The sequence below is a fragment of the Siminovitchia fordii DSM 16014 = CIP 108821 genome (assembly GCF_000374565.1).
Taxonomy (GTDB): domain Bacteria; phylum Bacillota; class Bacilli; order Bacillales; family Bacillaceae_C; genus Siminovitchia; species Siminovitchia fordii.
Genome location: NZ_KB894685.1, coordinates 330,592 through 354,957 on the forward strand (window position 1 = coordinate 330,592; position 24,366 = coordinate 354,957).

General features: G+C 43.3%; 27 protein-coding genes. 1 reads left to right on the forward strand and 26 read right to left on the reverse strand.

Annotated features, from left to right (window positions below; all coding sequences use genetic code 11):
* Nucleotides 1–242: 242 nt before the first annotated feature.
* The 22 genes from ylqF to C509_RS25945 form a co-directional block, all read right to left on the reverse strand.
* On the reverse strand, nt 243–1,100 hold the full coding sequence (gene ylqF, locus C509_RS0101655) for a ribosome biogenesis GTPase YlqF (protein WP_018705158.1): 858 nt from the start codon (nt 1,098–1,100) through the stop codon (nt 243–245).
* A 19-nt stretch (nt 1,101–1,119) separates the two neighbouring features.
* The gene (lepB, locus tag C509_RS0101660) at nt 1,120–1,659 is read right to left on the reverse strand and encodes a signal peptidase I (RefSeq protein ID WP_018705159.1); all 540 of its coding nucleotides are present in this window, start codon (nt 1,657–1,659) and stop codon (nt 1,120–1,122) included.
* A 201-nt stretch (nt 1,660–1,860) separates the two neighbouring features.
* Entirely contained in the window at nt 1,861–2,205 is a 345-nt protein-coding gene (gene rplS, locus C509_RS0101665) for a 50S ribosomal protein L19 (RefSeq protein ID WP_018705160.1), read from the reverse strand.
* 148 nt (nt 2,206–2,353) lie between these two features.
* The gene (gene trmD / locus C509_RS0101670) at nt 2,354–3,070 is read right to left on the reverse strand and encodes a tRNA (guanosine(37)-N1)-methyltransferase TrmD (RefSeq protein ID WP_018705161.1); all 717 of its coding nucleotides are present in this window, start codon (nt 3,068–3,070) and stop codon (nt 2,354–2,356) included.
* Nucleotides 3,067–3,585 (reverse strand): ribosome maturation factor RimM, encoded by a 519-nt coding sequence (rimM, locus tag C509_RS0101675; protein ID WP_018705162.1) that lies wholly within the window; start codon nt 3,583–3,585, stop codon nt 3,067–3,069. The genes trmD and rimM overlap by 4 nt, the downstream gene beginning before the upstream one ends.
* A gap of 3 nt (nt 3,586–3,588) precedes the next feature.
* Entirely contained in the window at nt 3,589–3,981 is a 393-nt protein-coding gene (locus tag C509_RS0101680; RefSeq protein ID WP_018705163.1) for a YlqD family protein, read from the reverse strand.
* 197 nt (nt 3,982–4,178) lie between these two features.
* Nucleotides 4,179–4,412, reverse strand: coding sequence for a KH domain-containing protein (locus C509_RS0101685; RefSeq protein WP_026319629.1), 234 nt, complete (start codon nt 4,410–4,412; stop codon nt 4,179–4,181).
* An 11-nt stretch (nt 4,413–4,423) separates the two neighbouring features.
* Nucleotides 4,424–4,696 carry a 30S ribosomal protein S16 gene (gene rpsP, locus C509_RS0101690; protein WP_018705165.1) on the reverse strand — a complete coding sequence of 91 codons (273 nt, stop codon included), beginning with the start codon at nt 4,694–4,696 and terminating at the stop codon, nt 4,424–4,426.
* A gap of 95 nt (nt 4,697–4,791) precedes the next feature.
* Nucleotides 4,792–6,135, reverse strand: coding sequence for a signal recognition particle protein (gene ffh / locus C509_RS0101695; protein ID WP_018705166.1), 1,344 nt, complete (start codon nt 6,133–6,135; stop codon nt 4,792–4,794).
* Nucleotides 6,136–6,148: 13 nt separating this feature from the next.
* Nucleotides 6,149–6,481 (reverse strand): putative DNA-binding protein, encoded by a 333-nt coding sequence (locus tag C509_RS0101700; RefSeq protein WP_018705167.1) that lies wholly within the window; start codon nt 6,479–6,481, stop codon nt 6,149–6,151.
* Nucleotides 6,482–7,119: 638 nt separating this feature from the next.
* Nucleotides 7,120–8,109, reverse strand: a complete 990-nt coding sequence (gene ftsY / locus C509_RS0101705; RefSeq protein ID WP_018705168.1) for a signal recognition particle-docking protein FtsY — start codon at nt 8,107–8,109, stop codon at nt 7,120–7,122.
* A 17-nt stretch (nt 8,110–8,126) separates the two neighbouring features.
* The gene (gene smc / locus C509_RS0101710; RefSeq protein WP_018705169.1) at nt 8,127–11,693 is read right to left on the reverse strand and encodes a chromosome segregation protein SMC; all 3,567 of its coding nucleotides are present in this window, start codon (nt 11,691–11,693) and stop codon (nt 8,127–8,129) included.
* A gap of 30 nt (nt 11,694–11,723) precedes the next feature.
* Nucleotides 11,724–12,455, reverse strand: a complete 732-nt coding sequence (rnc, locus tag C509_RS0101715; protein ID WP_018705170.1) for a ribonuclease III — start codon at nt 12,453–12,455, stop codon at nt 11,724–11,726.
* Nucleotides 12,456–12,533: 78 nt separating this feature from the next.
* The gene (gene acpP, locus C509_RS0101720) at nt 12,534–12,767 is read right to left on the reverse strand and encodes an acyl carrier protein (protein WP_018705171.1); all 234 of its coding nucleotides are present in this window, start codon (nt 12,765–12,767) and stop codon (nt 12,534–12,536) included.
* A gap of 419 nt (nt 12,768–13,186) precedes the next feature.
* On the reverse strand, nt 13,187–13,930 hold the full coding sequence (gene fabG, locus C509_RS0101725) for a 3-oxoacyl-[acyl-carrier-protein] reductase (protein ID WP_018705172.1): 744 nt from the start codon (nt 13,928–13,930) through the stop codon (nt 13,187–13,189).
* Nucleotides 13,927–14,874: an ACP S-malonyltransferase gene (gene fabD, locus C509_RS0101730; RefSeq protein ID WP_018705173.1), complete on the reverse strand. Its 948-nt coding sequence runs from the start codon at nt 14,872–14,874 to the stop codon at nt 13,927–13,929. The genes fabG and fabD overlap by 4 nt, the downstream gene beginning before the upstream one ends.
* A gap of 13 nt (nt 14,875–14,887) precedes the next feature.
* Nucleotides 14,888–15,877 carry a phosphate acyltransferase PlsX gene (gene plsX / locus C509_RS0101735; RefSeq protein ID WP_018705174.1) on the reverse strand — a complete coding sequence of 330 codons (990 nt, stop codon included), beginning with the start codon at nt 15,875–15,877 and terminating at the stop codon, nt 14,888–14,890.
* 351 nt (nt 15,878–16,228) lie between these two features.
* A complete protein-coding gene (gene fapR, locus C509_RS0101740) occupies nt 16,229–16,792 on the reverse strand; it encodes a transcription factor FapR (RefSeq protein WP_018705175.1) in 564 nt (187 codons plus the stop codon).
* A 97-nt stretch (nt 16,793–16,889) separates the two neighbouring features.
* Entirely contained in the window at nt 16,890–18,938 is a 2,049-nt protein-coding gene (gene recG, locus C509_RS0101745) for an ATP-dependent DNA helicase RecG (protein ID WP_018705176.1), read from the reverse strand.
* 29 nt (nt 18,939–18,967) lie between these two features.
* On the reverse strand, nt 18,968–20,626 hold the full coding sequence (locus C509_RS0101750) for a DAK2 domain-containing protein (protein ID WP_018705177.1): 1,659 nt from the start codon (nt 20,624–20,626) through the stop codon (nt 18,968–18,970).
* Nucleotides 20,627–20,642: 16 nt separating this feature from the next.
* Nucleotides 20,643–21,005 carry an Asp23/Gls24 family envelope stress response protein gene (locus C509_RS0101755; protein ID WP_018705178.1) on the reverse strand — a complete coding sequence of 121 codons (363 nt, stop codon included), beginning with the start codon at nt 21,003–21,005 and terminating at the stop codon, nt 20,643–20,645.
* Between the two features lie 57 nt (nt 21,006–21,062).
* Entirely contained in the window at nt 21,063–21,203 is a 141-nt protein-coding gene (locus C509_RS25945; RefSeq protein WP_154654306.1) for a hypothetical protein, read from the reverse strand.
* A gap of 237 nt (nt 21,204–21,440) precedes the next feature.
* Between C509_RS25945 and rpmB the strand changes: the two genes are divergently transcribed.
* Nucleotides 21,441–21,629: a 50S ribosomal protein L28 gene (gene rpmB / locus C509_RS0101765; protein ID WP_018705180.1), complete on the forward strand. Its 189-nt coding sequence runs from the start codon at nt 21,441–21,443 to the stop codon at nt 21,627–21,629.
* A 323-nt stretch (nt 21,630–21,952) separates the two neighbouring features.
* Here rpmB and spoVM read toward each other — a convergent pair whose 3' ends face one another.
* The 4 genes from spoVM to rsgA form a co-directional block, all read right to left on the reverse strand.
* Nucleotides 21,953–22,033, reverse strand: coding sequence for a stage V sporulation protein SpoVM (spoVM, locus tag C509_RS23205; protein WP_018705181.1), 81 nt, complete (start codon nt 22,031–22,033; stop codon nt 21,953–21,955).
* Between the two features lie 102 nt (nt 22,034–22,135).
* A complete protein-coding gene (locus tag C509_RS0101775) occupies nt 22,136–22,789 on the reverse strand; it encodes a thiamine diphosphokinase (protein WP_018705182.1) in 654 nt (217 codons plus the stop codon).
* Nucleotides 22,790–22,806: 17 nt separating this feature from the next.
* Nucleotides 22,807–23,463 (reverse strand): ribulose-phosphate 3-epimerase, encoded by a 657-nt coding sequence (rpe, locus tag C509_RS0101780; protein ID WP_018705183.1) that lies wholly within the window; start codon nt 23,461–23,463, stop codon nt 22,807–22,809.
* A gap of 2 nt (nt 23,464–23,465) precedes the next feature.
* Nucleotides 23,466–24,347 (reverse strand): ribosome small subunit-dependent GTPase A, encoded by an 882-nt coding sequence (gene rsgA / locus C509_RS0101785; RefSeq protein ID WP_018705184.1) that lies wholly within the window; start codon nt 24,345–24,347, stop codon nt 23,466–23,468.
* Between the last annotated feature and the right edge of the window lie 19 nt (nt 24,348–24,366).

Sequence of the window (24,366 nt, forward strand, 5' to 3'; positions counted from 1 at the left end):
AGAGAAGTTCAAGGTGAATGTCGAGGAAGCAGTTACACGGCTGCAACAGAAAATCTGCTGATTTCTTGTTTAAACTTCTTCAGGCAGCTTTGTGAAGAGGAGGACCAAAGCCTTCACAAATAGCTGTGCCGCAGAAACACATTCATCCTGAACTATGTTTAATTGGGCTTGATCTTTGCGCCTGAAGATTAAATTAGATTAGAAAACTTATTTCCTACTTAAAATAAAGACTCTCGCAGGTCTCATTCAAATGTATCACTCGGAACATCGAAGGTAATATTGCCAAGTTTCTGTGCTCGTACATCCATGATGACTGTCTCTGCCGTCTTTTCATAGTCCACTTCACCACCGGAAGTCAGGCATCCGCGAAGTTTTCCGATCTGATCAAATAAATCCACTATATCTTCAGGAATGACTTCAAGTTGATACCTTTTTTTCACCAATTCCGGATAGTTGGTTTCAAGGAATCGCAAGGCAAAAACCGCGATATCCTGCATATTTAAAAGGGAATCCTTGATAGCGCCGGTCAAGGCAAGCTTATACCCTATTTCCTGGTCTTCAAACTTCGGCCATAATATCCCAGGAGTGTCGAGGAGTTCAAGGTCTTTTCCAACTTTGATCCATTGCTGGCCTCTCGTAACTCCAGGCGTGTTGCCGGTTTTAGCAATGTTTTTCTTGGCCAGTCGGTTGATCAGAGTGGACTTGCCAACATTAGGGATGCCGATAATCATCGCCCGGATAGCTCTTGGCTTCAAGCCCTTAGCTTTCCGGCGATCCCTTTTCTCTTTCAGCAGCTCTTCTGCCGCTTTAACAATTTCGTTCAACCCTCTTCCTGACTGGGAATTGATCGCAAGCGCTTTATTCCCCTCTGCCGAGAATCGGCTGATCCACTGCTTTGTCAACACCGGATCTGCCATGTCTGACTTGTTGAGAAGTATCAGGCGCTGTTTTTGTTGTATGATTTCCTGGAGCATCGGATTGGCGGATGAAATAGGGATACGGGCATCCACCAGCTCAAAAACGATATCTACAAGCTTTAATTTTTCTGTCACTTCCCGACGTGCTTTTGCCATATGGCCGGGAAACCATTGGATAGTCATGAATTTTGTTCCTCCATCATCACTTAACAATTCTTATATCTTTAATCGGCCAATAAACAACCCTAGTATCTCCAATAACCTTATCCATGGAAATAGTTCCTATATGGCGGCTATCCTTGCTTGAGCGTCTATTGTCCCCCATTACGAAAAGCTCCCCTTCCGGCACAGTTTTTTCACCTGTGATTTCCTCCAAAGTAAAGTCTTCAGTAAGCGGCCCTTCAGGGGTTTGCTCTTTATAGGTTTCCAAATATGGCTCATCATATGCTTTACCGTTTACATACAAAGTGTCGCTGACGTATTCGACTGTGTCCCCCGGAAGACCAATGACCCGTTTGATATAATCCTTTTGCTCAGGTGCGTGGAAAACGATAATATCAAACCGATCGGGCTTGCTCAGTTTATTTACAATCATCCGATCCCCATTATTAAGGGTCGGCATCATGGAAAAACCATCCACCACTATCGGTGTAAAAAGGGCGTATCGAATGAGTGCAGCCAATCCTACAGCAATAAGCAAGGCCTTTGTCCATTCCCAAAGCTCGTTTTTCTCCTTTGCCATATTGTCACCATCCATTCCTGAACTAAAGATGTCTACGAATACACTATATCCAATTTTATTGTACAGTATATTAACAAGTAAAAACACTGTAAAATTCCCGTCAAATGAAATAGAAAAGGAGCTTGAACTCAAGCCCCTTTTTATCAACGGATTTACTTATCATCCAGCAAGGTTTACTTCCGTCAAGAAACCAAGCGTAAATTAACGAATTTCTTTAATACGAGCTGCTTTACCGCGTAGTTTACGCAAGTAGTAAAGTTTCGCACGACGAACTTTACCGCGACGCACGACATCGATTTTGGCAATCCTTGGTGTATGAAGAGGGAAAGTACGCTCTACGCCAACACCGTAAGAAATTTTGCGGACAGTAAAAGTTTCGCTGATTCCGCCTCCACGGCGTTTGATGACTACACCTTCAAACAACTGGATACGCTCGCGTGTTCCTTCCACAACTTTCACGTGAACACGAACAGTATCACCGGCGCGAAAAGCAGGAAGATCAGTACGCAATTGTTCTTTAGTCACTTCTTCAATTAATTTGTGCATCGTATTCATCTCCTTCCAACCGATGCTCTTACAAAATATTTCGTTGCAGCGGAACACCGTAGTTACAGACGGACAATCTGATTGTCACAGTCACAAAGGTAATAATATCATATAGCAAGCATATTTACAATTAAATTTTGAAACAGTTTTAATCATTCAAGCCAGTTTTTTTCTTTTCAGCATGAACATATTTTTCATACAGATCCGGCCTGCGGTCTCTGGTTCTTTTTAAAGATTCGTTCTGCCGCCATTCCTCTATTTTGCCATGGTTGCCAGATAACAAAATATCAGGAACTTTCATTCCCCGAAAGTCTGCAGGCCTTGTGTAATGGGGGTGTTCCAGCAGTCCGGTGGAAAAGGAATCTTCCACTGCTGAATTTTCATTCCCAAGGACACCCGGCAACAGACGGACAACGGAATCAATGATAACCATAGAAGCCAATTCCCCACCTGTCAAAACGAAATCTCCGATTGAAATTTCATCCGTGACAATTTTTTCCCTTATCCGTTCATCGTATCCTTCATAATGCCCACATATGAAGATCAAATGATCCTCTTTTGCCAATTCTTCCGCTTTCTTCTGGTCGAAACGCTCTCCTTGAGGGCACAGCAAAATGACGCGTGATTCCCCGCTGCCCATTTGGACATGGGACACCGCATCAAAGATTGGTTGGGGCTTCAGTACCATGCCCGCTCCGCCTCCATAAGGGTAGTCATCGACAGTTTTATGCTTATCGGTGGAAAAATCCCGGAAATTTGTAAGGTGGTATGAAACTGAATTTTTCTCAGAAGCTTTTTTTAAGATGGAAGATCCAAATACTCCTGTGAACATTTCAGGAAAAAGGGTCAATACGTCGATCCTCATGACAGTAAACCCTCCATAGGATCAATGACGATCTTTTTCTTTTCAACAGATACCTCTTTTACTACATCGGGAATATAAGGAATTAATATATCTTTTCCGTTGTTGCCGTCAACAACCCATACATCATTTGCTCCAGGGGTCAAAATTTCTTTTACAGCCCCTATTTCCTCTCCCTGTTCGGTAACAACCCTGCAGCCGATAATTTCATAGAAATAATATTCTCCTTCAGGAAGTTCAGTCAATTGATCTTCTTTGATTTTCAACGTAGCATTTTTCCATTTCTCCACATCATTTATATTTTCATACCCTTCAAAACTAAGAAGATCAAAATTTTTATGCTTGCGATGTGTTTTTACTGTTAATGGGGTCGGTTCCTGATTGTTTCCGGGGAATAGATAAAGGGTGTTGCCGGGGGCGTATCTTTGATCAGGAAAATCGGTTGAGGAAATGACCCGGACTTCACCGCGAATGCCATGTGTGTTAACGATTTTCCCAACATTAAACCAATTGTCCATACTTCACCTCTCCCTGATTTCTGCAATAATTCCGTCTTTGACGATTATCGTTTTTCCATTGATGATATCTTCCCATTGATCTCCCACTTGAATATCCACTAATGCCTGGATATCCTGGTCTTTAATCTCACTTCCATACGGAAGCATTCCAAGCTGTTCAATTTGGAAGTCAATCAGCTTGATCTTTTCCTTGCGAAGCTCGACTTCTTTATCAAACTGGGCTTTGAGTCCTGCTGCAGAAAATCTTCTTGTTCTCTCTAGTTTTTTCATTTCGAACAGCAATTGGTCACACTCTTTTTGAAGCTGCTGTTTCGATTGTGTATATTTAGCTGAAAGTTCCTCTCTGCTTTTTTCAGTTAAAACCTGTTTGACGGTGACTGTTTGGATAATTTTCACAATTTCATCCTCCGCCCTAGTTTTCATGGTTTAAAGAAAAGCGCAAGGTGCCTTGCCGGTTCCGAGTAGGCGTTCCTTAAGCATCGCCAATCCTTGTACCGGTAGTGTTTATAGCCAGGCTATATACTAATTGGATATAACACACAGGCTGATGATCGCTTTATTTTCTTATAAAAAAAGGGGGTGTTTCAGCCCCCTTATTCGTCGATCTCTAAAAAAATCCTCTTATGTTGTTTTGAACCTGCTGCGGCGTAAACGACTGTTCTGATGGCTTTTGCCACTCTCCCCTGCCTCCCTATCACTTTTCCAATATCATTTTCATGAACTGACAAGTGGTAGGTAATACGCTTTTCGCTTTCATCTACCCGTACTTGTACATCTTCCGGATGATCAACAATCGGTTTTACAATCGACATAATCAATTCTTGCATATTCATCACTTTTATTTGCTATTTTTAGCGTTGTGATATTTCTCCATGATCCCTTGTTTGGAGAACAGGTTTCTGACAGTATCGGATGGCTTTGCACCATCTTGAAGCCATTTTAAGGCACTCTCTTCGTTGATGTCAACGATCGCAGGCTGAGCGACCGGATTGTAAGTGCCTACTTCTTCAATGATTCGTCCGTCACGTGGTGAACGGGAATCTGCAACAACGATACGATAGAAAGGAGATTTCTTTGCTCCTAAACGTTTTAAACGAATTTTAACTGCCATTTTACATAGCACCTCCGAATTGTTTTACACAAATCAGTATAATATCAATCTGTGTTTTGTTTGTAAAGTGTTTTTTCTTAACACGTTAAAATTACTTACATAAAAGGAAATTTAAATCCCTTCTTTTTACCTTTTTGCTGCATACCGGTCATTTGTTTCAGCATTTTTTTCATCTCTTCAAACTGCTTTAATAACCGGTTGACCTCCTGGATCGTTCTTCCGCTCCCTTTTGCAATCCGTCGGCGCCTGCCGGCATTGATGATCTCGGGATGTTCCTTTTCCTCTTTTGTCATAGACCTGATGATCGCTTCAACATGCCCGATTTGCTTTTCATCGACCTGTAGATTGTCCAGGCCTTTCATTTTATTGGCACCGGGCATCATTTTAATCAGTTCATCCAATGGGCCCATGTTTCTTACCTGCCCAAGCTGGTCAAGAAAGTCATCGAATGTGAACGATGCAGTACGGAATTTATGCTCCATTTCTTTGGCCTTTTCCTCATCGACGGAAGACTGGGCTTTCTCTATCAGGGTCAGAACATCACCCATGCCAAGGATTCTTGAAGCCATCCTCTCGGGATGAAACGGCTCAAGGGCATCCATTTTCTCACCCATACCGACAAATTTGATCGGCTTTTGTGCAACTGAGCGGATGGACAGGGCGGCACCGCCACGGGTATCCCCGTCAAGCTTGGTTAAAATGACTCCTGTGATATCCAGCTGCTCATTAAAGTTCTCGGCAACGTTCACAGCATCCTGCCCCGTCATTGCATCAACCACTAGGAATATTTCATCCGGCTGCGCCAATTCCTTGATACTACTAAGCTCCTGCATCAATTCTTCATCGATGTGGAGACGTCCTGCAGTATCAATCAGTACATAGTCATAATGTTCCTCTTTCGCTTTCTCGATTCCCTGCCGGACAATTTCAACCGGACTCACCTTGTCCCCAAGTGAAAAGACAGGCATATCCAGCTGTTTCCCGATTGTTTCAAGCTGCTTGATCGCTGCAGGACGGTAAATATCCGCCGCAATAAGAAACGGTTTGCGATTGTAGCTTTTCCGCAGCAGATTAGCAAGCTTTCCGGTCGTCGTCGTTTTACCTGCCCCTTGGAGACCCGACATCATGATGACAGTCGGCGGGCGTTTCGCTACAGCGATTTTACTCTGCTCGCCGCCCATGAGTTCTGTCAGCTCTTCCTTAACGACTTTGATGACTTGCTGGCCAGGAGTGAGGCTCTTCATCACTTCCTGGCCCACCGCTCTTTCACTTACTTTTTTCACAAACTGTTTGACTACTTTAAAGTTGACATCCGCTTCGAGGAGTGCAAGGCGTACCTCTCGCATCATCTGTTTGACATCCGCTTCGGTCACCTTGCCTTTACCGCGGATCTTTTGGATGGTCGTTTGCAAGCGGTCGGCCAATCCTTCAAATGCCATCGATCTCCGCCCCCTAATCCAATTCCTCTAATTCATCCAAATAACGGTTAAGCGTGCCATTGTCATCCGGATGTTCATTCATACCTCGTCTAATTAATGCGATCAATTTCCTTCGCTCTTCGAATTTCCTGAACAAAGAAAGTTTCTGTTCATACTCTTCCAACAAAATTTCTGTTCTTTTAAGATTGTCGTATACCGCTTGGCGGCTGACTCCATAATTTTCGGCAATCTCACCAAGCGAATAATCGTCAAGGTAGTAAAGGGACATATAACTACGCTGCTTCGAAGTCAACAACGATTGATAAAAATCATATAAATAATTCATTCGCGTTGTTTTCTCAAGCATACTTTAATCTCCACCTTGTTAAGTCAAAAACCTTTACACTTCTTAAATGATATACTCTTTCCAACGCGGCGTCAAGTTCTTACCGAAAAAGATAAAAAATCGATTTCTCAATAACCCAAGAGGGTTCTGGTGCAATGAAATGGTCAACTCATCAGCTTCATTCCAATACCGTTGACCATTGTCTCTTGACGCCCCCCTCCCTTAAGCAACCGCCGAGCAAATAAAAACGGCCAACCTTATGCTGTGATCGGTAAACACATAGGCTGACTCCTTGTATTTTTAGCATTATATTTGGAAATTTCTTAGTACACAAGCCAAAACTTCTTCCATTTGATTCCGATGTTGGAGGTTATCATTTTCGCCAAATTCTATTTTAAAAACTTCTAATTCGCTCTCTCCTAAAATAAAAATTTTGTTAGAACAAGGTAATTTTTCATACTAATAGAACCTTGTTCAGTCTTGACAGCTCAAGAGGTTTCAGAAGAGGGAACCCCTAAGCCCCACAGGGGAACGTCTGAAGGGGCTAGGAACTGGCAGTTATAAACCGACAAATCATGCAGAGTTGTTGGTACTAGGACCTCCTGTACGTCAGGGTTGGACATTCGTCATATTAAACCTGCAACTACTTAAAACAACTTTTAATCCTCGGCCTTTTCGATTGCATCTGAAAATAGCCCATACACATATTTCTCCGGATCAAACACTTGAAGATCGTCCATTTTTTCGCCAAGACCGACAAATTTCACCGGAATGTTCATTTCATTACGGATTGCCAATACGATCCCGCCCTTGGCAGTCCCATCAAGTTTAGATAAGACGATGCCGCTGACATCCGTTGCTTCCTTAAATGTTTTTGCCTGTACAAGAGCATTTTGTCCAGTTGTCGCATCCAACACAAGGAGAACTTCATGGGGTGCTCCCGGAATCTCCCGCTCAATCACTCTTTTGATCTTTTCCAGTTCTTTCATGAGATTGACTTTATTTTGAAGGCGCCCTGCTGTATCACACAGCAGTATATCCACTTTACGAGATCTGGCTGCCTGCACTGCATCATACATGACAGCTGCCGGGTCTGACCCCTCAGCCTGCTTAATGACATCGACACCGACACGCTCCCCCCATACTTCGAGCTGTTCAATGGCTCCGGCACGGAAAGTGTCGCCTGCAGCCAGGAGTACATTTTTCCCTTCAGATTTGAACTTATGGGCAAGCTTACCGATGGTGGTTGTTTTACCTACCCCATTCACTCCGACAAACAAAATAACCGTAAGGGCATCTTCCTGGATGTTGAGAGTGTTAAGGTTCTCTTCACCGGATTCGTATATTTCAATCAGTTTCTCGGATATTACAGATTGCACATCTCCTGGATCTTTTAAATTTCTTTTTTTCACTTCCATTTTCAATTCTTCCACCAGTTCCATGACCGTTTCAAAGCCGACATCCGCCTGGATCAAAATTTCCTCCAGTTCTTCAAAAAAATCTTCATCGACCGTACGGTAACGGGAGACCAGATCATTGATTTTATTGGAAAAATTATCACGGGTTTTCACAAGTCCATCTTTAAATTTTTCCGAAATAGAGTCACTGGAAGCTGTTAATTTATCTTTCAGCCTTTTAAAAAAGCTCATTTGCATCACCTCAATTTTTAAATTTGCGCCATCATCCGTTCTTCTTCCAATTTGACAGATACTAGCTTTGAAACACCCGATTCTTGCATAGTGATCCCATATAAGACATCAGCACCAGCCATTGTTCCCTGTCTGTGGGTGATCACAATGAATTGGGTGTTTTCGCTGAATTTTTTTAAATATTCACTGAACCGATTGACATTTGCCTCATCCAGGGCTGCTTCAACTTCATCCAGAACACAAAAAGGCACAGGTCTGACCTTCAAGATTGAAAAGAGCAATGCGATGGCAGTCAAGGATCTTTCTCCTCCGGACAGTAAACTTAGATTCTGGAGCTTCTTTCCCGGCGGCTGGGCAATGATATCAACCCCTGTATATAACAAATCATCGGGCTGTGTCAATCTCAACTCCGCTCTTCCTCCTCCAAACAAGGAGGAAAACACTCCTTGGAATGCCTGTTGAATGGATTGGAACGTTCTGCCAAATCTTTTTGTCATTTCTTCGTCCATTTCATCCATGATTTGGTATAGTGTTTCTTTCGCACGTAAAAGATCTGTCTGCTGTTCCATTAAAAATTGGCTACGGTTGTTCACCCTTTTATATTCCTCGATCGCTCCTATGTTTACAGTTCCGATTTCCGATATTTCCTTTTTGAGCTCATCCCGCCTTTGCTTCGCTTCGGAAACTTCCACAGATAAAGAAAATTCATTTTGGGCACGCTCAAAGGAGATGGTGAATTCATCTCTCAAAGTTTTTATGAGATTCTCCATCTCAAGTTCAAGGCGATTAACCTTCAGTTCTTCGCCTTTCAGTTTATCTGCCAGTCTTTTTTGCTGTCTTGCAAGTTCTTTCAACTCAATCTCCTTGCCAGAGACAGCTTCCTGAAGCCGAGCTCTTTCATTTCGGCAATTTGAGATATTTTGAAATGTTTCCTCTCTCCTGGCTTGGACTTTCTCTGCTTCTTTCTCTAGTTCAGCTACTTGGCCCAATATATCTTCATTTTCGGCATAAAGAGCATTCAATTCTTTATGGGCTGCTTCTGACTCCAAGCTTGTTTGTTCAATCGAAGCCTCTATCCGCTCAAGATTCGATTGTGCTGCAACCAGTTGTTCTTCTAATTGGGCATTTTGAATGTTCAATTGGTTGATTGAAGACATAAGAAGATCTTTTGAACTTTGTTGTAAGCTTTTCTTTTCAGATAGACCCTGTATTTTTTCTTCCAATGAACGAATGGACTGTTCCATGTTTTTTATGGCTTCTGTAATTTCATGCTTATGGAGCTTTAACGTTTCTTCTTCTTCAGCAAGCTCCTTTTCCTCCATCGCACAAAGAGTAAGATATTCTTCGGTGTTTTTCTTTGAAATCTCTAGCCGTGCAGCATCTGACTGAAGCTCATAAAGCAAGCCTTCCAATTCTTTCTTTTTCGTCTGCCCTTGAGACATACGTTTTTCGTAATCAGCCAGTTTTTCTTTTACACTATTGACAGACAACTCAGTGGAAGTTATCTCGCGTTCCAAAACAACAAGATCTTTTCTGATCTGTTCAAGTTGATTTTTCCTTCCGATCAAAGAGCTCTTTTTTTGCTTGGATGCTCCACCGGTCATGGAGCCTCCCGGATTGATGATTTCCCCGGCCTGAGTGACAATGCGCAACCGATAATCAGCCAACTTTGCCAATTCCCCGGCGCCCTTTAAATCTTTTGCAACAACGACGTTGCCGAGCAAATACCTGATTACAGGTTCATATTTCTTTTCACAGCCTACCAAGTCTGCGGCTACACCCAGAAAAGAATCGTGGTTCTGAAGGACCGCCTTTACGCTTGCGTTGAGGTATTTCGCCTTTATTATACTTAAAGGCAGAAAGGTAGCCCTTCCCAGGCGATTCTTTTTCAAATAGTTGATTGCCTCACGCCCGTCGGCTTCGGTTTGGACCACTACGTGTTGAACCGCACCGCCAAGAGCCGTCTCTATCCCCGTTTCAAGTTCCTTCGGAACGTGGATTAAATCTGCAGCACTGCCTTCAATGCCGTGTAAAATTGTTCCCTTGCCTTTTAGGATCTCACGAACCCCTTGCATGTAACCAGCATAATCTTCCTCCATCGTTTCAAGGCTCTCTTTTTTCGCTTTCAATTGCTGATGTTCACGGTACAATTGAAATAGCCTTGACTGCTGAAGCTCACTCTGTTTTTTGAGAGATTCCGATTCCTCTAAAAAAAGCTGCTCTTCTTTTTCAAAAGCGCTTATCCGGTCCTTCAGTTCCTGCAGCTTCTCATGCTTTATTCTGAGTTCTTTTTCTAACGAAGTCTTTTCTTCGTCGTATTTATTTTTGTCCCCTGCAAGTTTTTGCAATCTTACTTCCATCTGGTCTAATTGTTTTTCAATATACTGAAGTTCATTTTTGTCTGAAACATGCTCGTTCATCAAGTCAACGTAGTCACTTTTTAATGATTCAATTGTATGATCGATTGAATCATCCAACTGATTCAGTTCCCTCTTCTTTTCCGATAGCTGCTTCTTAAAAGCATCTGCTTCAGTCTGTTTTTGTGAGATGAGTCGTTCTGTTTCCCTTTTTTCATTCAGTAGTTCGTTGTTTTTTGCCTGTGCGTTCTTTATTTTTTCTTCCAGCATATCCTTATTTCGGACCGCATTTCTGTTTTTTTCCTGAAGTACCTGGCGCCTGCCTTCAAGCTTCTCCAAATGTTCGGAAACCGAAAGAAGCTCTTCCTGTAAACGGCTTATATTCTCATCCAATTCATTTTGTCTTTTTCTTTCTTCATCCGTTGCCACTTCAAGTTGGTGCACTTCATTGGATAGCTTGATTTCTGAGTCTGTATGTGCTTCAACCTCACTTTTTATTTTCTCCCACTTGCCATATAGATTCTCAATTTCCCGGACGATGAGGGCCCCTTCAATTTTCTTCAGCTCATCCTGCTTTTCGAGAAACTTTTCAGCTGTTTCAGCCTGTTCCTTCAATACAACAAGCTGGCTATCCAATTCATGAAGAATATCTTGTACACGGTTAAGATTCTCTTCTGTCTCAGTAAGCTTTTCTTCGGTTTTTTTCTTGCGCTGCTTATATTTGAGCACACCTGCGGCTTCTTCAAAAATGGTTCGCCGCTCTTCGGGTTTACTATTTAAAATTTGGTCCACTTTTCCCTGGCTAATGATAGAAAATGCTTCGCGGCCCAGGCCAGAGTCTGTAAACAGGTCAACGATGTCCCTTAATCTACAAGGATTGTCGTTGATGAAAAATTCACTTTCTCCGGTTCGGAAAACACGTCTTTTTACACTGACCTCATTATAATCGATAGGCAGTTTTCCTGCCTGATTATCCAAAATAATGGATACTTCAGCATAATTCAGAGGTTTCCTTCCATCACTGCCTGCAAAAATGATGTCTTCCATCGTACCGCCGCGCAGGGACTTGGCGGATTGCTCCCCAAGAACCCAGCGGAGCGCATCGGTTACATTACTTTTTCCACTGCCATTCGGTCCCACAACAGCAGTTACACCAGGGACAAATTCCAGTTCCGTTTTTTCTGCAAATGACTTAAAGCCATAAATGTTCAACTGCTTGAGGAACAATCACTTTTCCTCCTTTTCATCTACCATCTATCACTGTTCATTCAATTTTCCAAGGGCCATCTGTGCAGCATGCTGCTCGGCCTCTTTCTTGGAACGGCCTTTTCCTTCACCGAGCACTTCTCCATTGAGTGTGACCTGCGATTCAAATAGCCGGTTATGAGCCGGGCCGTGTTCCTTCAAAATTTGATATTCAAGCGTACCGGATCCGTCTCTTTGGACAACTTCCTGCAATTGGCTTTTAAAATCCATCACATGAGAAAAAGCACCTATTTCAACCTTTGGAAAAACAATCTCATCCAAAAATGCCTGGGTTTTCTCCAACCCCTGATCAAGGTATAAAGCTCCAATATATGCTTCAAATGCGTCTGCAAGCAATGCAGGCCTTTTCCTTCCCCCCGTCATCTCTTCCCCTTTACCGAGCAGGACTGCTTCACCAAATTCCAGTTCGTTGGCAAATGTGACAAGAGATGGCTCACAAACAATTGCCGCTCTTAATTTCGTCAATTCACCTTCGCTCATCATAGGGTATTTTTCATATAAAAATTGGGAGACTGTCAATTCCAAGACAGCGTCACCGAGAAATTCAAGGCGTTCATTGTCTTCATACGGTTTTTTGCGATGCTCATTCACATAGGATGAATGTGTAAAAGCTTTCTTTAATAGTTTTTCATTTGAGAAATGGATGCCTGTCCGCTCCTGCAGCTTTTTAAACAGGCACGCCTCCCTTTCCGCCGCTTTTGCATCTCTTCTAGATTTTCGCATTGTCTATCCACCTTATAAGGTAAAGTTAAAGTAGAAAAAGCCCCGCTGGCAATCAACGGGACATTTAGTTTCCAACGACTAGCTATTGCTTTTTATGTAATTGACTGCATCGCCGACAGTGGAAATTTTTTCCGCATCTTCATCGGAAATTTCCATATCAAACTCATCTTCCAATTCCATGACAAGTTCTACTACGTCAAGCGAGTCAGCTCCAAGATCATCTTTGAAAGAAGATTCCAATTCAACCTTTGACTCTTCCACTCCAAGACGGTCTACGATAATTTTAGTTACTCTTTCTTGAATATCTGCCATCCGGTTCACCTCCCCTCAAGCCATTATAATCGAAACACTGTAAGAACAAAAGTGCGAACCTGCCCATCAACCGAAAATGCAGGAACGACCTGATCAGCCCGTCAACCATAATAAGACAATTCCCGATGAAGCAGTTTTTCTGCCACTCACCAGAAATTGAATGATGACCTCGAGGGACCAAGATTTACAGCTAACAGAGTGACGCCGCTTTGATACAGAAAATATCGCACTACAGGAGCTAAGCCGTTCACTTCATCAGGAATTTGCTCCTTGAAAAACCTCCGTGCTGCATTTTGACAAGTTTGGTCAAGACCTCACAATTAAGCTATGGTACAAGGAGCAGTATCTGCTTATTTACCGAAGCACGTTGAATGCAATCTATAGGTATCGTACCCATCAAAGCCTGATAAACATTCACATTACATGACCATGCCGCCATCAATATGAAGCGTCTGGCCGGTAATATAATTAGCATCATCTGAGGCTAGGAATAATACTGCGTTAGCAATATCCGAAGCCTGCCCGAACTTGGCAAGAGGGATTTGCTGCAGCATTGCTTCTTTTTGCTCGTTAGTCAACTCGTCTGTCATATCTGTTGTAATAAATCCAGGTGCAATGGCATTGACAGTGATTCCCCGGGATGCAAGTTCCCTGGCAGTCGACTTCGTCAGGCCGATCACTCCTGCTTTTGCTGCTACATAGTTGGATTGTCCAGGATTCCCGATGACACCCACAATAGAAGCGACATTGATGATTCTACCGCTTCTCTGTTTCATCATCTGTCTAGTGACAGCTTTCGTGCAAAGGAAGACTCCTTTTAAGTTTGTGTTAATCACATCATCCCATTCATCTTCTTTCATTCTCATCAGAAGATTATCCCTGGTGATACCGGCATTATTCACAAGAATGTCAATCTTCCCAAACTTTGCTATCGTATCTTTAATCATAGCTTGTACTGCATTACTGTCTGATACGTTGCACTGATAGGTGATGGCTTCTCTACCAATTGCCCTTATTTGCTCAGCGACTTCATTGGCTTTATCGGTACTGCCTGCATAGTTCACTACCACATTGGCTCCAGCTTCCGCAAGCGCTAGTGCAGTTGCTCTGCCGATCCCTCTTGAGGCACCCGTTACAAGCGCTACCTTTCCTTCCAGTTTCATACTGATTCCCCCCTTAATAATTCTATAGCCTGTTGACAGCTTTCCGGATCTTGAACTGAAATTGTCCTGACCTGTCTGTCCACTTTTCGCACTAATCCGGACAACACTTTTCCAGGTCCGATTTCCACAAACGTATCTACGTCAAGGTTAATAAGCTTTTGTACTGTATCCTCCCATAGTACCGGGGAATATAGCTGTTCAATCAGTTTTTCCTGAAATGCTTCTTTATTTGTTTCTGGCTCAGCCGTCACATTGACGACTACCGGGACAGAAGCATCACGAATAGGAATATCATTCAAGACCGCACCGAACTTTTCGGCTGCGGGCTTCATAAGGCTTGAATGGAATGGACCGCTTACTTGCAATGGAAGGACACGCTTTGCCCCTCGCTCCTTCGCTTTTTCACCTGCTTTTTGGACACCTGCCACCGTTCCGGAAATAACAATTTGACCAGGACAGTTCATATTGGCCAATTGGACTGTGGCCCCTTCTTCGGAAACACTTTCGCAAACTTCCTGAAGGATGCCTCTATCAAGTCCCAAAACAGCGGCCATTGTTCCTTTTCCATCTGGAACAGCTTCCTCCATATATTCGCCGCGTTTATGTACTGCATAAACTGCATCTGCAAAATCAATTGCTCCGCTGGCGACAAGAGCTGTATATTCACCAAGGCTGTGGCCCGCAGTATAGTCCGGGTTGATGCCCGCTTCCCCTAAGCTTTGTAAAAGGGCGATACTTGTCGTCAGAAGAGCAGGCTGTGCGTTGGCAGTCAATGTCAACTTTTCTTGAGGACCTTCGAAAATAATAGAAGAAAGTGAATATCCCAGACGTTCATCTGCCTGCTCAAAAATCATTTTGGCCTTTTCGTTCACTTCAACCGCTTCTTTTCCCATGCCTACGGTCTGCGAACCCTGGCCAGGAAAGATAAATGCTATTTTTCCCAATGTCCAAACCCCTTTATTCTTTTTGTTCCGCTACAGCGGATTTTATCGTTTCGGCCACATCATTCATCACGATATCTCTTGTTTGACGAATCGCATGATACACCGCGTTAGAATTAGACGAACCATGAGCTTTTACAACAGGTGCCTGCAAACCGAACAATGCGGCCCCCCCGTACTCCGAATAATCCATCAAGTTCTTCAACTCAACCAAATCTGATTTAATTAATCCAGCGGCAAGCTTATTTTTAAAGCTGCTTGTGAAGGTCGATTTTAACATTGAAAAGAGGGAAGCAGCGGTCCCTTCTATGGCTTTCAGTACCACATTTCCGGTAAAACCGTCTGTAACAACGACATCTGCATGTCCTTCCAGCAATTCACGCGCTTCAATGTTCCCGACAAAATTAACATTAGACCCTTCGAGAAGTTCAAATGTTTTTTTGGTCAATTCGTTGCCTTTATTGGACTCAGAGCCGATATTTAACAGTGCGACCCTTGGTTTTTCAATTTTTCTCACCTTTTCAGCATATATCTGCCCCATGAACGCGTACTGAAGAAGATGTTCCGGCTTCGCATCAGCATTTGCTCCCAAATCCAGCATCAAAAAACCTTTTCCATCCAATGTTGGAAGAGTAGGAGCAAGTGCAGGCCGCTCGATCCCTTTGATTCTACCGACGATAAATAAACCGGCAGTCATCAGTGCTCCGGTATTCCCTGCAGATATGCAGGCATCGGCTTCACCGTCCGCTACCGCTTGGGCCATTTTCACCATTGAAGCTTCCTTCTTGCGACGGACAGCCCTGACCGGCTCATCCGTGGGACTGATCATTTCATCCGTATGGACAATTGTCACCTGTTCATTCGGCTGAAGGTACTTCTCTATCTGTTCTTTATCACCATATAAAATAAACTCAGTATCAGAAAAATCCTGGGCAGCCTTATTTATGCCTAGAATGACCTCTTTCGGCGCGTGATCGCCGCCCATGGCATCAATTGCTATTTTCATAAACTATCTCCCTTTTTTCAAAAGCTAAGGCTGCAAAAAATTCATTTAAAAACTGTCCACCCACATAACCCGGCGACTTGTAAACTTCACACAGCTTCCCTCGAAAAAAGCTCGCTTTTTCGAGGGAAGTTAATACAGAGGACACTATAGATCAACATCGGCCTTGATGGATAACATCTCTAGTCCATGAAGGTACATGAAGTACTAAAAACATGTCGATTCCAAAGCCTGCCAAAGCCGCAGAATGAGGCGGCTTGAGGCTGGCTTCTGCGCCGTGTTTCTTTCATCTCACTTCGATCCCACTCTAGAGTGCTCCGGTTTGTACGAAGCTCATCAGGTGCCTTCTTTTTCTTATTCACTGGAACGGTACATTTCAAATTCTCCCCTGAACGCCAGTTCCCCGCCGACAAAGCTCTCAACATCCACGACCGTCCGTTTATCACCTTTTTTAAACGGACGGACCTTTGCTTTTGCCACTACCCTCTCTCTTACCTTAACGGAGCGGGTGAAATGGATTTTCGCTTTGACGGTTAAAGCCAGTTCATCATTGATTACAGCAACTGCAAGTGAATTGGCCTGAGCGAACAAATGATGGCCCCGAGCGATGGAGTTGCGTGTGAAAACATGTTCCTCCTGCACATCGAATATCGAAATGGCGTTTTGATCCAGATTGAGATCGATCACCTCACCGATAACTTCGCTCATCGGAAGTGATTTTACCTCATTTTCCACATGCTTTTCCGCTACGGATTTAATTCTTTCCCTCAATTCCGGTATTGCCAACTCCATACGATCCAACCTAATGGTCTGTACACTTACCATGAACTTTTCTGCAAGCTCCTCATCCGTAACAAAAGGATTGGCATCTATCGTCTCTATGAGCAATTTCTGTCTTTCCTTTTTCGAAGGCTTCATCTGATTCACATCATTTCCCGATATTAAGACTTGGTATTAATAGTAGTATATAAAATGCTTTGGAAGCTTGCAACTAAAAAATCAGCAACTGGGAAGCCTAATCCAATTTCTCTTCGGACAGGGCGCCCGACTCCTTCAAATGCTCTCTAAGCGGAAGGAACTGTTCATCTTTCCAAAATGAATCGGACTTTATTAGTTCTGATGCATCGTTCCTTGCAACCTCGAGAACACGGTAATCGTGCACCATGTCTGCCACTTTGAATTCCGGAAGGCCGCTTTGTTTTTTTCCAAAGAAATCGCCCGGCCCCCTCAATTCAAGATCCCGCTCGCTTAGAACAAATCCGTCATTTGTTTCTGTCATGATCTGCATCCTTTCTTTCCCGATTTCCGTTTTCGGGTCCGCAAGCAAAACACAATAGGACTGGCTGCTTCCTCTTCCAACCCTGCCGCGTAATTGATGGAGCTGAGCCAATCCAAACCTTTCCGCATCATAAATCAACATAAATGTCGCATTTGGAACATTTACTCCGACTTCCACGACAGTTGTCGATACGAGCAACTGAATCTCATTTTTACTGAAGGCTTTCATGACATCATCTTTTTCTGTTGCATGCAAACGGCCATGCATCAGGCCTGTCTTAAAACGGCCTTTAAAATGTTGGGATAGCATGTCGTAAACATCGATCGCATTTTGGACATCCAGTTTGTCGCTTTCTTCAATTAAAGGGCAGATGACATAGGCCTGTCTCCCCTCGCGTAGTTCCTTTTCCATGAAGTCAAGCACCCGATCCAACATATCATGCTTTGCCCAATACGTTTCAATCGGCTTCCTTCCTTTTGGAAGTTCATCGATGATGGAGACATCCATTTCCCCAAAAACTGTTATGGCCAGTGTGCGGGGGATAGGTGTGGCCGTCATAAACAAGACATCCGGACTTTCTCCCTTCTCCTTCAAGACCCGGCGCTGTTCCACTCCGAATCGGTGCTGTTCATCTGTAATGACAAGGCCTAGATGATGGAAATCCACATCCTCCTGTATCAGGGAATGCGTGCCGATCATAATATCTATTTCACCGGATCGAAGGCGGTTCAAAATATCTTCCCGCTTTTTCCCTTTCACTGAGCTTGTTAGCAATTCGATAGATAATTCGGTATGCGAAAAAATCTTTTGGAGCGATTCCACGTGCTGCTCAGCTAATATCTCTGTCGGCACCATGAGGGCTCCCTGGTATCCTGCGGTTACGCTGGCAAACAGTGCAATGGCAGCCACAACTGTTTTTCCTGAACCGACATCTCCCTGGAGAAGCCTGTTCATTTTATATGGGGATTTCAGATCAAAACAAATCTCGTTCACTGCTTTTTTCTGAGCATTTGTAAGTGAAAAAGGAAGTTCAGAAATGAAGGCTTTGAGTCTATGAAGGTCATAGTTTTGGTCGACACCCCGTGTACCTTCCCTCCTCGTCCTTCGAAGAGCTTGCATCTTTAGTTGAAATAAAAGGAATTCCTCATATACGAAGCGTCTTCGCCCCTGTTTCATTTCCTTTCCTGATTCGGGAAAATGCATGAATTTCAATGCGTTAGCAATGCTTGCCAGCTTGTATTTTTCCAAGAGAGATTCTGGAAGGGTTTCATTAATGTATCCACCGTAGTCATCGAATGCATCTTTAATAAAGCGCCGTAAAGATTTTACAGTCAACTGTCCCTTTACTGCATATACCGGCTGGAAATCTCCAACCCCTTCGTGAGGACCTAGCACGACCTCATTACATGTGATCGTCTGCCGGTGTTTATCCCATTTACCAGTGACAGTGATTGTGCTATGAGGCTTTAGTTTCCCTTTCAAGTATCCCCGGTTAAACATGACCGCTTTTACCAAATACCTGCCAACCAGCAGACGGACGGTCAGACGGTTTCTTTTTCTGCCGTAATACACAAGGGAAGGTTCACTATGAACCTTCCCTTCAATCGTAATGCGTTCCTCATGCTCAACTTCGGACAGATCACGCAGCCTCATGTCATCGTATCGGTAAGGAAGATAGTACAATAAATCGCGGATTGTATGAATGCCCAGGCCGGCCAGCTGAACAGCGGTCTCTTCGCCTATTCCCTTTAAAACTGTCACTTCTTGATCCAACGGACTATTCATGATCTACAGACCGCCCCCTGATCTAATCATTATTCAACGGAAAAAATGTAGGTATATACCGGCTGTCCTCCATCATGGACTTCGACTTCCACGTCTTCAAAATTCTGACTTGCAAAATCAGTGAGTTGATCCAGTATAGACTTGTCCGCATCCTCACCATAAAGGATGGTCAGAACTTCTGATTCTTCATCAATCATTTCGTTTAACAGGTTTTTGGCAGTATCCAAAAGATTTGGCCCTGACGCTACAATTTTACCATCCGCTATACCCATATAGTCATCTTTAGTGATTTCCACTCCATCAATGACCGTATCCCTGACTGCGTATGTGACCTGCCCCGTCTTTACTTCCTTCATAGCATCGGTCATACCCTCGCGGTTGCCTTCAAGAGAAGCAGTCGGATTAAAAGCAAGAATCGCGGCCATCCCTTGAGGAAGCGTCTTTGATGGAACAACGACGACATTCTCTTCCGCAATTTCCACAGCCTGCTCTGCTGCCATAATGATATTTTTATTATTTGGCAAAATGATGACATTTTTTGCATTTGCAGCCTTTATAGCTTCCACGATATCCTCCGTACTTGGGTTCATCGTTTGTCCGCCTTCTATGATGGCAGAAGCTCCTATGCTTTTGAGCAGCTCCCCAACACCTTTCCCCATCGAAACCGAAATAATGGCATACTCTTGCTTTTCTTTCACCGGAGCTTGTACGGCTGGTTTTTCTTTCGTAAGGGCACTGTGCTGTTCCCTCATATTTTCAATTTTCATATGGATCAGAGGGCCGTATTGTTGTCCGTACGATAGTACATCGCCGGGCCGCTCTGAATGAATATGGACTTTCGCCACATCATCGTCCGAAATGACAAGAAGCGAATCACCGTATTGACTGAGATCAGAGCGGAACTCATCTTCGACAAAAGAACGTTTGCCGTCTTCCAGCCGAACCATAAACTCGGTGCAATATCCAAATTCAATTTCCTCGGTATCCATAAAGCCATGAACACTTTGATGATGTTGCGCGCTGACCAAATCTTCCATCGAAGGGACAGCAGGACCCACTTCAGGAATCTCCTTTCCAGTGAGAGCAGATAAAAAACCTTCATAGACGAATACAAGTCCCTGCCCGCCACTGTCTACGACTCCGACTTCTTTCAATACCGGTAGAAGGTCCTGCGTTCTTTCTAAAGACCTCTTTGCTTCTTCTAATGTTTTTTGCATGATCTCTATAAGATCATCTGTTTTTCCGGCAGTCTTTACAGCTTCACTTGCGGCATCCTTGGCTACTGTTAAAATGGTCCCTTCGACAGGTTTCATGACCGCTTTATAGGCTGTTTCAACTCCTGCTTTCAATGCGTGGGCGAATTCCTCACCTGTGATAACAGATCTGTGTTCAATATCTTTTGAAAAGCCTCTGAACAGCTGGGACAAAATGACCCCTGAATTCCCTCGAGCTCCCATTAACAGACCTTTGGCAAACGCTGCCCCGACTTTTCCGATATGGCTCTGCTTATTTGCCTGTGCTTCTTTTGAACCGGAAGTTATAGATAACTTCATATTTGTTCCCGTATCACCGTCCGGTACGGGAAAAACATTTAATGCATCAACGATTTCAGCGTTTGCTGACAAATGATTCGCACCGCTTAGAATCATTTCGGCAAAGCGGTTCCCATCCAAAGATGTTATCGACACGAACTTTTCCTCCTCATTATGGATTCGTCACACGAACCCCCTGAACATAAATATTAACTGTATCGGCAGACATTCCGATCGTTTTTTTCAATGTGTATTTGACTTTAGACTGTACATTAAAGGCCACTTCAGAAATTTTTGTCCCATAACTGACAATTATGTACATGTCGATATGAAGTTCATCACCTTCCTGACGCAAGACAACACCCCTGGAGAAGTTTTCTTTTCGCAGGATTTCCGTCAATCCGTCACGGATCTGGTTTTTGGAAGCCATCCCGATGATGCCGTAGCAGTCGATGGCAGCGCCACCGGCAATCGTAGCAATCACTTCATTGGAAATATCAATTTGGCCAAATTTCGTTTTCATTTCAATGGACACAAAATATCCCCCCCTAGTTTAATGAGTCACGTACGTTATGTTCCTTTTAGTCCGTGTTCAAAAAGTTGCCAAATCAGAAACAAGCAAGCCTAATGGCAAAGCTTCGAGCAGCGGACTGAATGCTTTTAAATACATGATCAGCACAGAAATGAGCCAACGAAGAGATTCGCCGCTTATCATTTGGTGACTTTTGAACATCCTCTTTTAGTGCTAGAGCTATGATTATATTACTATAACGGGTTCTTTTTTAAAAGCGGAAACATAGGGATAATATCAAGCCATCTCTTCTGTCAAGGAAGCAACCATGACAGAGTCGATTGATTTGTTGCATTGCGGAACTTTCTATGATAAATTATTAAAGTATCTTTTCATAAAAGAGGATGAAATAATCATTCGATTATTTGAGGTAGTGTTAGTGATAGGAGGGGAACATCAATGTCTAAAAAATGTGTTATTACAGGACGAAAAACAAGCACAGGAAACAAACGTTCACACGCAATGAATGCTAATAGACGCACTTGGGGTGCAAACCTTCAAAAAGTCCGCATTTTGGTGGATGGAAAGCCAAAGCGTGTATGGGTTTCAGCCCGCGCCCTTAAATCAGGCAAAGTTGAAAGAGTTTAAATAATGTCAAAAAGAGGCGCCTCGAACAGGTGCCTCTTTTCCTTTGCTTTAATTTCACTTTCAAGAAACTACTTACCTTACGTCCAGCTTCATTACCTATCAACTTGCAAACTTCGCGTATACTTCTACGATCATTTAACAGCCAGCTCCGACCGAAAGAAAGTCGATGTCTAAGCTTGCCAAATGTCGTCGGCCCCAAGATTAAGCTCATTTTTTCCTGAAACGCCTGTCTTATGCTTGTCACCGATAAGAATCTCCCTTGCATTTCCCTCGTAGGAAGTGCTCCTGTCTTTATATCGATGAACAGCCGCTGCACTTTTGAGTTAATCTTTTTTAAACGTTCCGAGCATTGCCCTTACAATGCCCCCTAAAAACCTCGGAAGCTTGATTGTATAAAACTTCATACAGGTTCCCTCCTCATCACTATAAGAAACTGACATTTTCTCACTCATATCATATTCATGATCTATACATAAGTACACATGCCCGGTTCATTCAAGACAATATTAATCCTTGCTCCTTATCATCATAAGTATGCCTTTTTTGAATGAAAAATGACCAGTTTCCTGAATAAGTTCATTACTGATGCATAGCGAGGAACCTGCTGGGACGTGATGATGATTAAGGGGGTATTTGAATCCTTCCAATGTCAACCCGTATACATCTGAAAAAATAGGGATAAAGGAGATGAATTTTTTCTCCTCATCCCATTTTATTTCATAACTGTCAGGCAAATGAACCGAAAGATTGTTTTGAACATCAATTAATTCAAAATTGATATCGGGATAATCTTGTTTAAATTTGCCCAACATCAGCGCATTTGCCATGAAATGATCAAGCCGACCACCTGTTCCACCGAAAATTTTTACATTAGACGCCTTCATTTCCAATGCCCACATGATTGCCAATTCCATGTCCGTTTCATCTTTTTCCGGCTTATACCGACGTAGTGACGGAACTTTCCGTTCGATCTTCTCCCAATCTTCTTCCTTGATCGAATCAAAGTCGCCCACAGCCAAATCAGGGTAGAGACCCGCCTGGATAATTATTTGTACGCCTCTGTCGACACCGATCCATATAGTGTTTTCTTTTTCGTATTCAGATAAATCCGGAATTAAATTTTCCGGTCCCCCTGCAACGATATGAAATGTTTTTTCCAATGGACCTTCACCTCTGGTCATGGCTGTCCAAGTTGTTTTCGAATGTCTTCTATCGCTTTTGTACGATCAGGTTGATTAAAGATGAAAGAACCGGCTACAAATACATTCGCACCTGCTTCCTTACATAGACGGGCTGTTTCAGGATGAATCCCCCCGTCCACTTCGATTTCCAAATCCAGCCCTCTTTCATCCGCCATTTTTTTAATTTCTGTTATTTTTGGAAGGACTGACTCAATAAATGACTGTCCGCCAAAACCGGGGTTGACTGTCATTAATAAAACCATATCGATGTCTTCCAAAAGATATTGGATTGATTCTGCGGGAGTGGCTGGATTTAATACGACCCCCGCTTTAACTCCATGCTTCTTTATCTCCTGGAGTGTCCGGTGAAGATGCGGGTCCGTTTCGACATGGATCGTTAGGTAATCCGCCCCCGCTTTAGCAAAGTCTTCTATATAGAGATGAGGATTTTCTATCATTAAATGGACGTCAAGCGGCAGATCTGTCACTGATTTGATAGCGGCGACAGTTCCGGGCCCCATCGTGATGTTCGGGACGAAATGTCCATCCATGACATCAATGTGAATGTAATCCGCTCCTCCCGCTTCTACTTCTTTTATCTCATTTCCAAGTTTTAAAAAATCTGCTGCAAGAATCGATGGTGCAATCTTCATCGTTAATACCTCGGCTTTCTATTCTTTATTTCTTCATAAAAGTCCTGATAATGATCATAGCGATATTGGCGGATTTCTCCAGATTCGGTCGCCTGCTTCACCGCGCAACCAGGTTCATTGATATGAAGACAGCCTCGAAATTTACAGTTTTCTCCATATTGCTGTATTTCCGGAAATGTGTATGGTAAATCAGCCGCCTCCATTTCCGGGAACTCCAATGAACTGAATCCAGGGGTATCAGCAACAAGTCCCCCCCCGATTTGAAGAAGTTCCACATGGCGTGTGGTATGCCTTCCCCTTCCCAAGTGCTCAGAAATATCTGCTGTCTTTATTTCCAATGAAGGATGCAATGAGTTGAGCAGAGACGACTTCCCCACTCCTGATTGTCCGGCCAATACACTGATTTTCCCATCAATTAATGGATATAGCTGTTTTAGCCCATCACCAGTCCTTGCCGATAATTGAAAAACTTCATAGCCAATCGACTGGTATCCTTCAATATACCAGTCGATTTTTTCCTTCTCCTGCCCAGATAACAGATCCATCTTTGTGATGCATATAACGGGAGTAATATCATTTGCTTCAATGACTGATAAAAAACGGTCTAGAAGCACCGGACTAAAGTCAGGCCTAGCCGCTGAGAAGACCAATATCGCTTGGTCGATGTTGGCTATCGGAGGCCGGATGAGTTCATTTTTTCTCGGCTTGATTTCCATAATATAACCGTCTGTTTCATTTTCAGATTGAAAGACAACATAATCACCTACAAGAGGCGTGATATTTTTTTTTCTAAAAACTCCCCGTCCACGACATTGAATGATGCTCTCTCCTGCAAGCACATAGTAAAACCCGCTCAATGCTTTGATGATTTTTCCTTCCGACATGGCATCCTTCCTTCCTAAT

Excerpts from the sequence above, each read along its gene's own strand:
- C509_RS25945 (WP_154654306.1), bottom strand. The coding sequence starts at position 21,203 with ATGTTCAAAAGTCACCAAATGATAAGCGGCGAATCTCTTCGTTGGCTC.
- trmD (WP_018705161.1), bottom strand. The coding sequence starts at position 3,070 with ATGAGGATCGACGTATTGACCCTTTTTCCTGAAATGTTCACAGGAGTA.
- fabG (WP_018705172.1), bottom strand. The coding sequence starts at position 13,930 with ATGAAACTGGAAGGAAAGGTAGCGCTTGTAACGGGTGCCTCAAGAGGG.
- fapR (WP_018705175.1), bottom strand. The coding sequence starts at position 16,792 with ATGAAGCCTTCGAAAAAGGAAAGACAGAAATTGCTCATAGAGACGATA.
- plsX (WP_018705174.1), bottom strand. The coding sequence starts at position 15,877 with ATGAAAATAGCAATTGATGCCATGGGCGGCGATCACGCGCCGAAAGAG.
- rimM (WP_018705162.1), bottom strand. The coding sequence starts at position 3,585 with ATGGACAATTGGTTTAATGTTGGGAAAATCGTTAACACACATGGCATT.
- recG (WP_018705176.1), bottom strand. The coding sequence starts at position 18,938 with ATGAATAGTCCGTTGGATCAAGAAGTGACAGTTTTAAAGGGAATAGGC.
- ffh (WP_018705166.1), bottom strand. The coding sequence starts at position 6,135 with ATGGCATTTGAAGGATTGGCCGACCGCTTGCAAACGACCATCCAAAAG.
- rpmB (WP_018705180.1), top strand. The coding sequence starts at position 21,441 with ATGTCTAAAAAATGTGTTATTACAGGACGAAAAACAAGCACAGGAAAC.
- rpsP (WP_018705165.1), bottom strand. The coding sequence starts at position 4,696 with ATGGCAGTTAAAATTCGTTTAAAACGTTTAGGAGCAAAGAAATCTCCT.
- C509_RS0101700 (WP_018705167.1), bottom strand. The coding sequence starts at position 6,481 with ATGCTTGAGAAAACAACGCGAATGAATTATTTATATGATTTTTATCAA.
- rsgA (WP_018705184.1), bottom strand. The coding sequence starts at position 24,347 with ATGTCGGAAGGAAAAATCATCAAAGCATTGAGCGGGTTTTACTATGTG.
- ylqF (WP_018705158.1), bottom strand. The coding sequence starts at position 1,100 with ATGACTATCCAATGGTTTCCCGGCCATATGGCAAAAGCACGTCGGGAA.
- rplS (WP_018705160.1), bottom strand. The coding sequence starts at position 2,205 with ATGCACAAATTAATTGAAGAAGTGACTAAAGAACAATTGCGTACTGAT.
- ftsY (WP_018705168.1), bottom strand. The coding sequence starts at position 8,109 with ATGAGCTTTTTTAAAAGGCTGAAAGATAAATTAACAGCTTCCAGTGAC.
- rpe (WP_018705183.1), bottom strand. The coding sequence starts at position 23,463 with ATGAAGATTGCACCATCGATTCTTGCAGCAGATTTTTTAAAACTTGGA.
- rnc (WP_018705170.1), bottom strand. The coding sequence starts at position 12,455 with ATGCGAAAATCTAGAAGAGATGCAAAAGCGGCGGAAAGGGAGGCGTGC.
- lepB (WP_018705159.1), bottom strand. The coding sequence starts at position 1,659 with ATGGCAAAGGAGAAAAACGAGCTTTGGGAATGGACAAAGGCCTTGCTT.
- spoVM (WP_018705181.1), bottom strand. The coding sequence starts at position 22,033 with ATGAAGTTTTATACAATCAAGCTTCCGAGGTTTTTAGGGGGCATTGTA.
- C509_RS0101685 (WP_026319629.1), bottom strand. The coding sequence starts at position 4,412 with ATGCAAGAATTGATTATGTCGATTGTAAAACCGATTGTTGATCATCCG.
- acpP (WP_018705171.1), bottom strand. The coding sequence starts at position 12,767 with ATGGCAGATATTCAAGAAAGAGTAACTAAAATTATCGTAGACCGTCTT.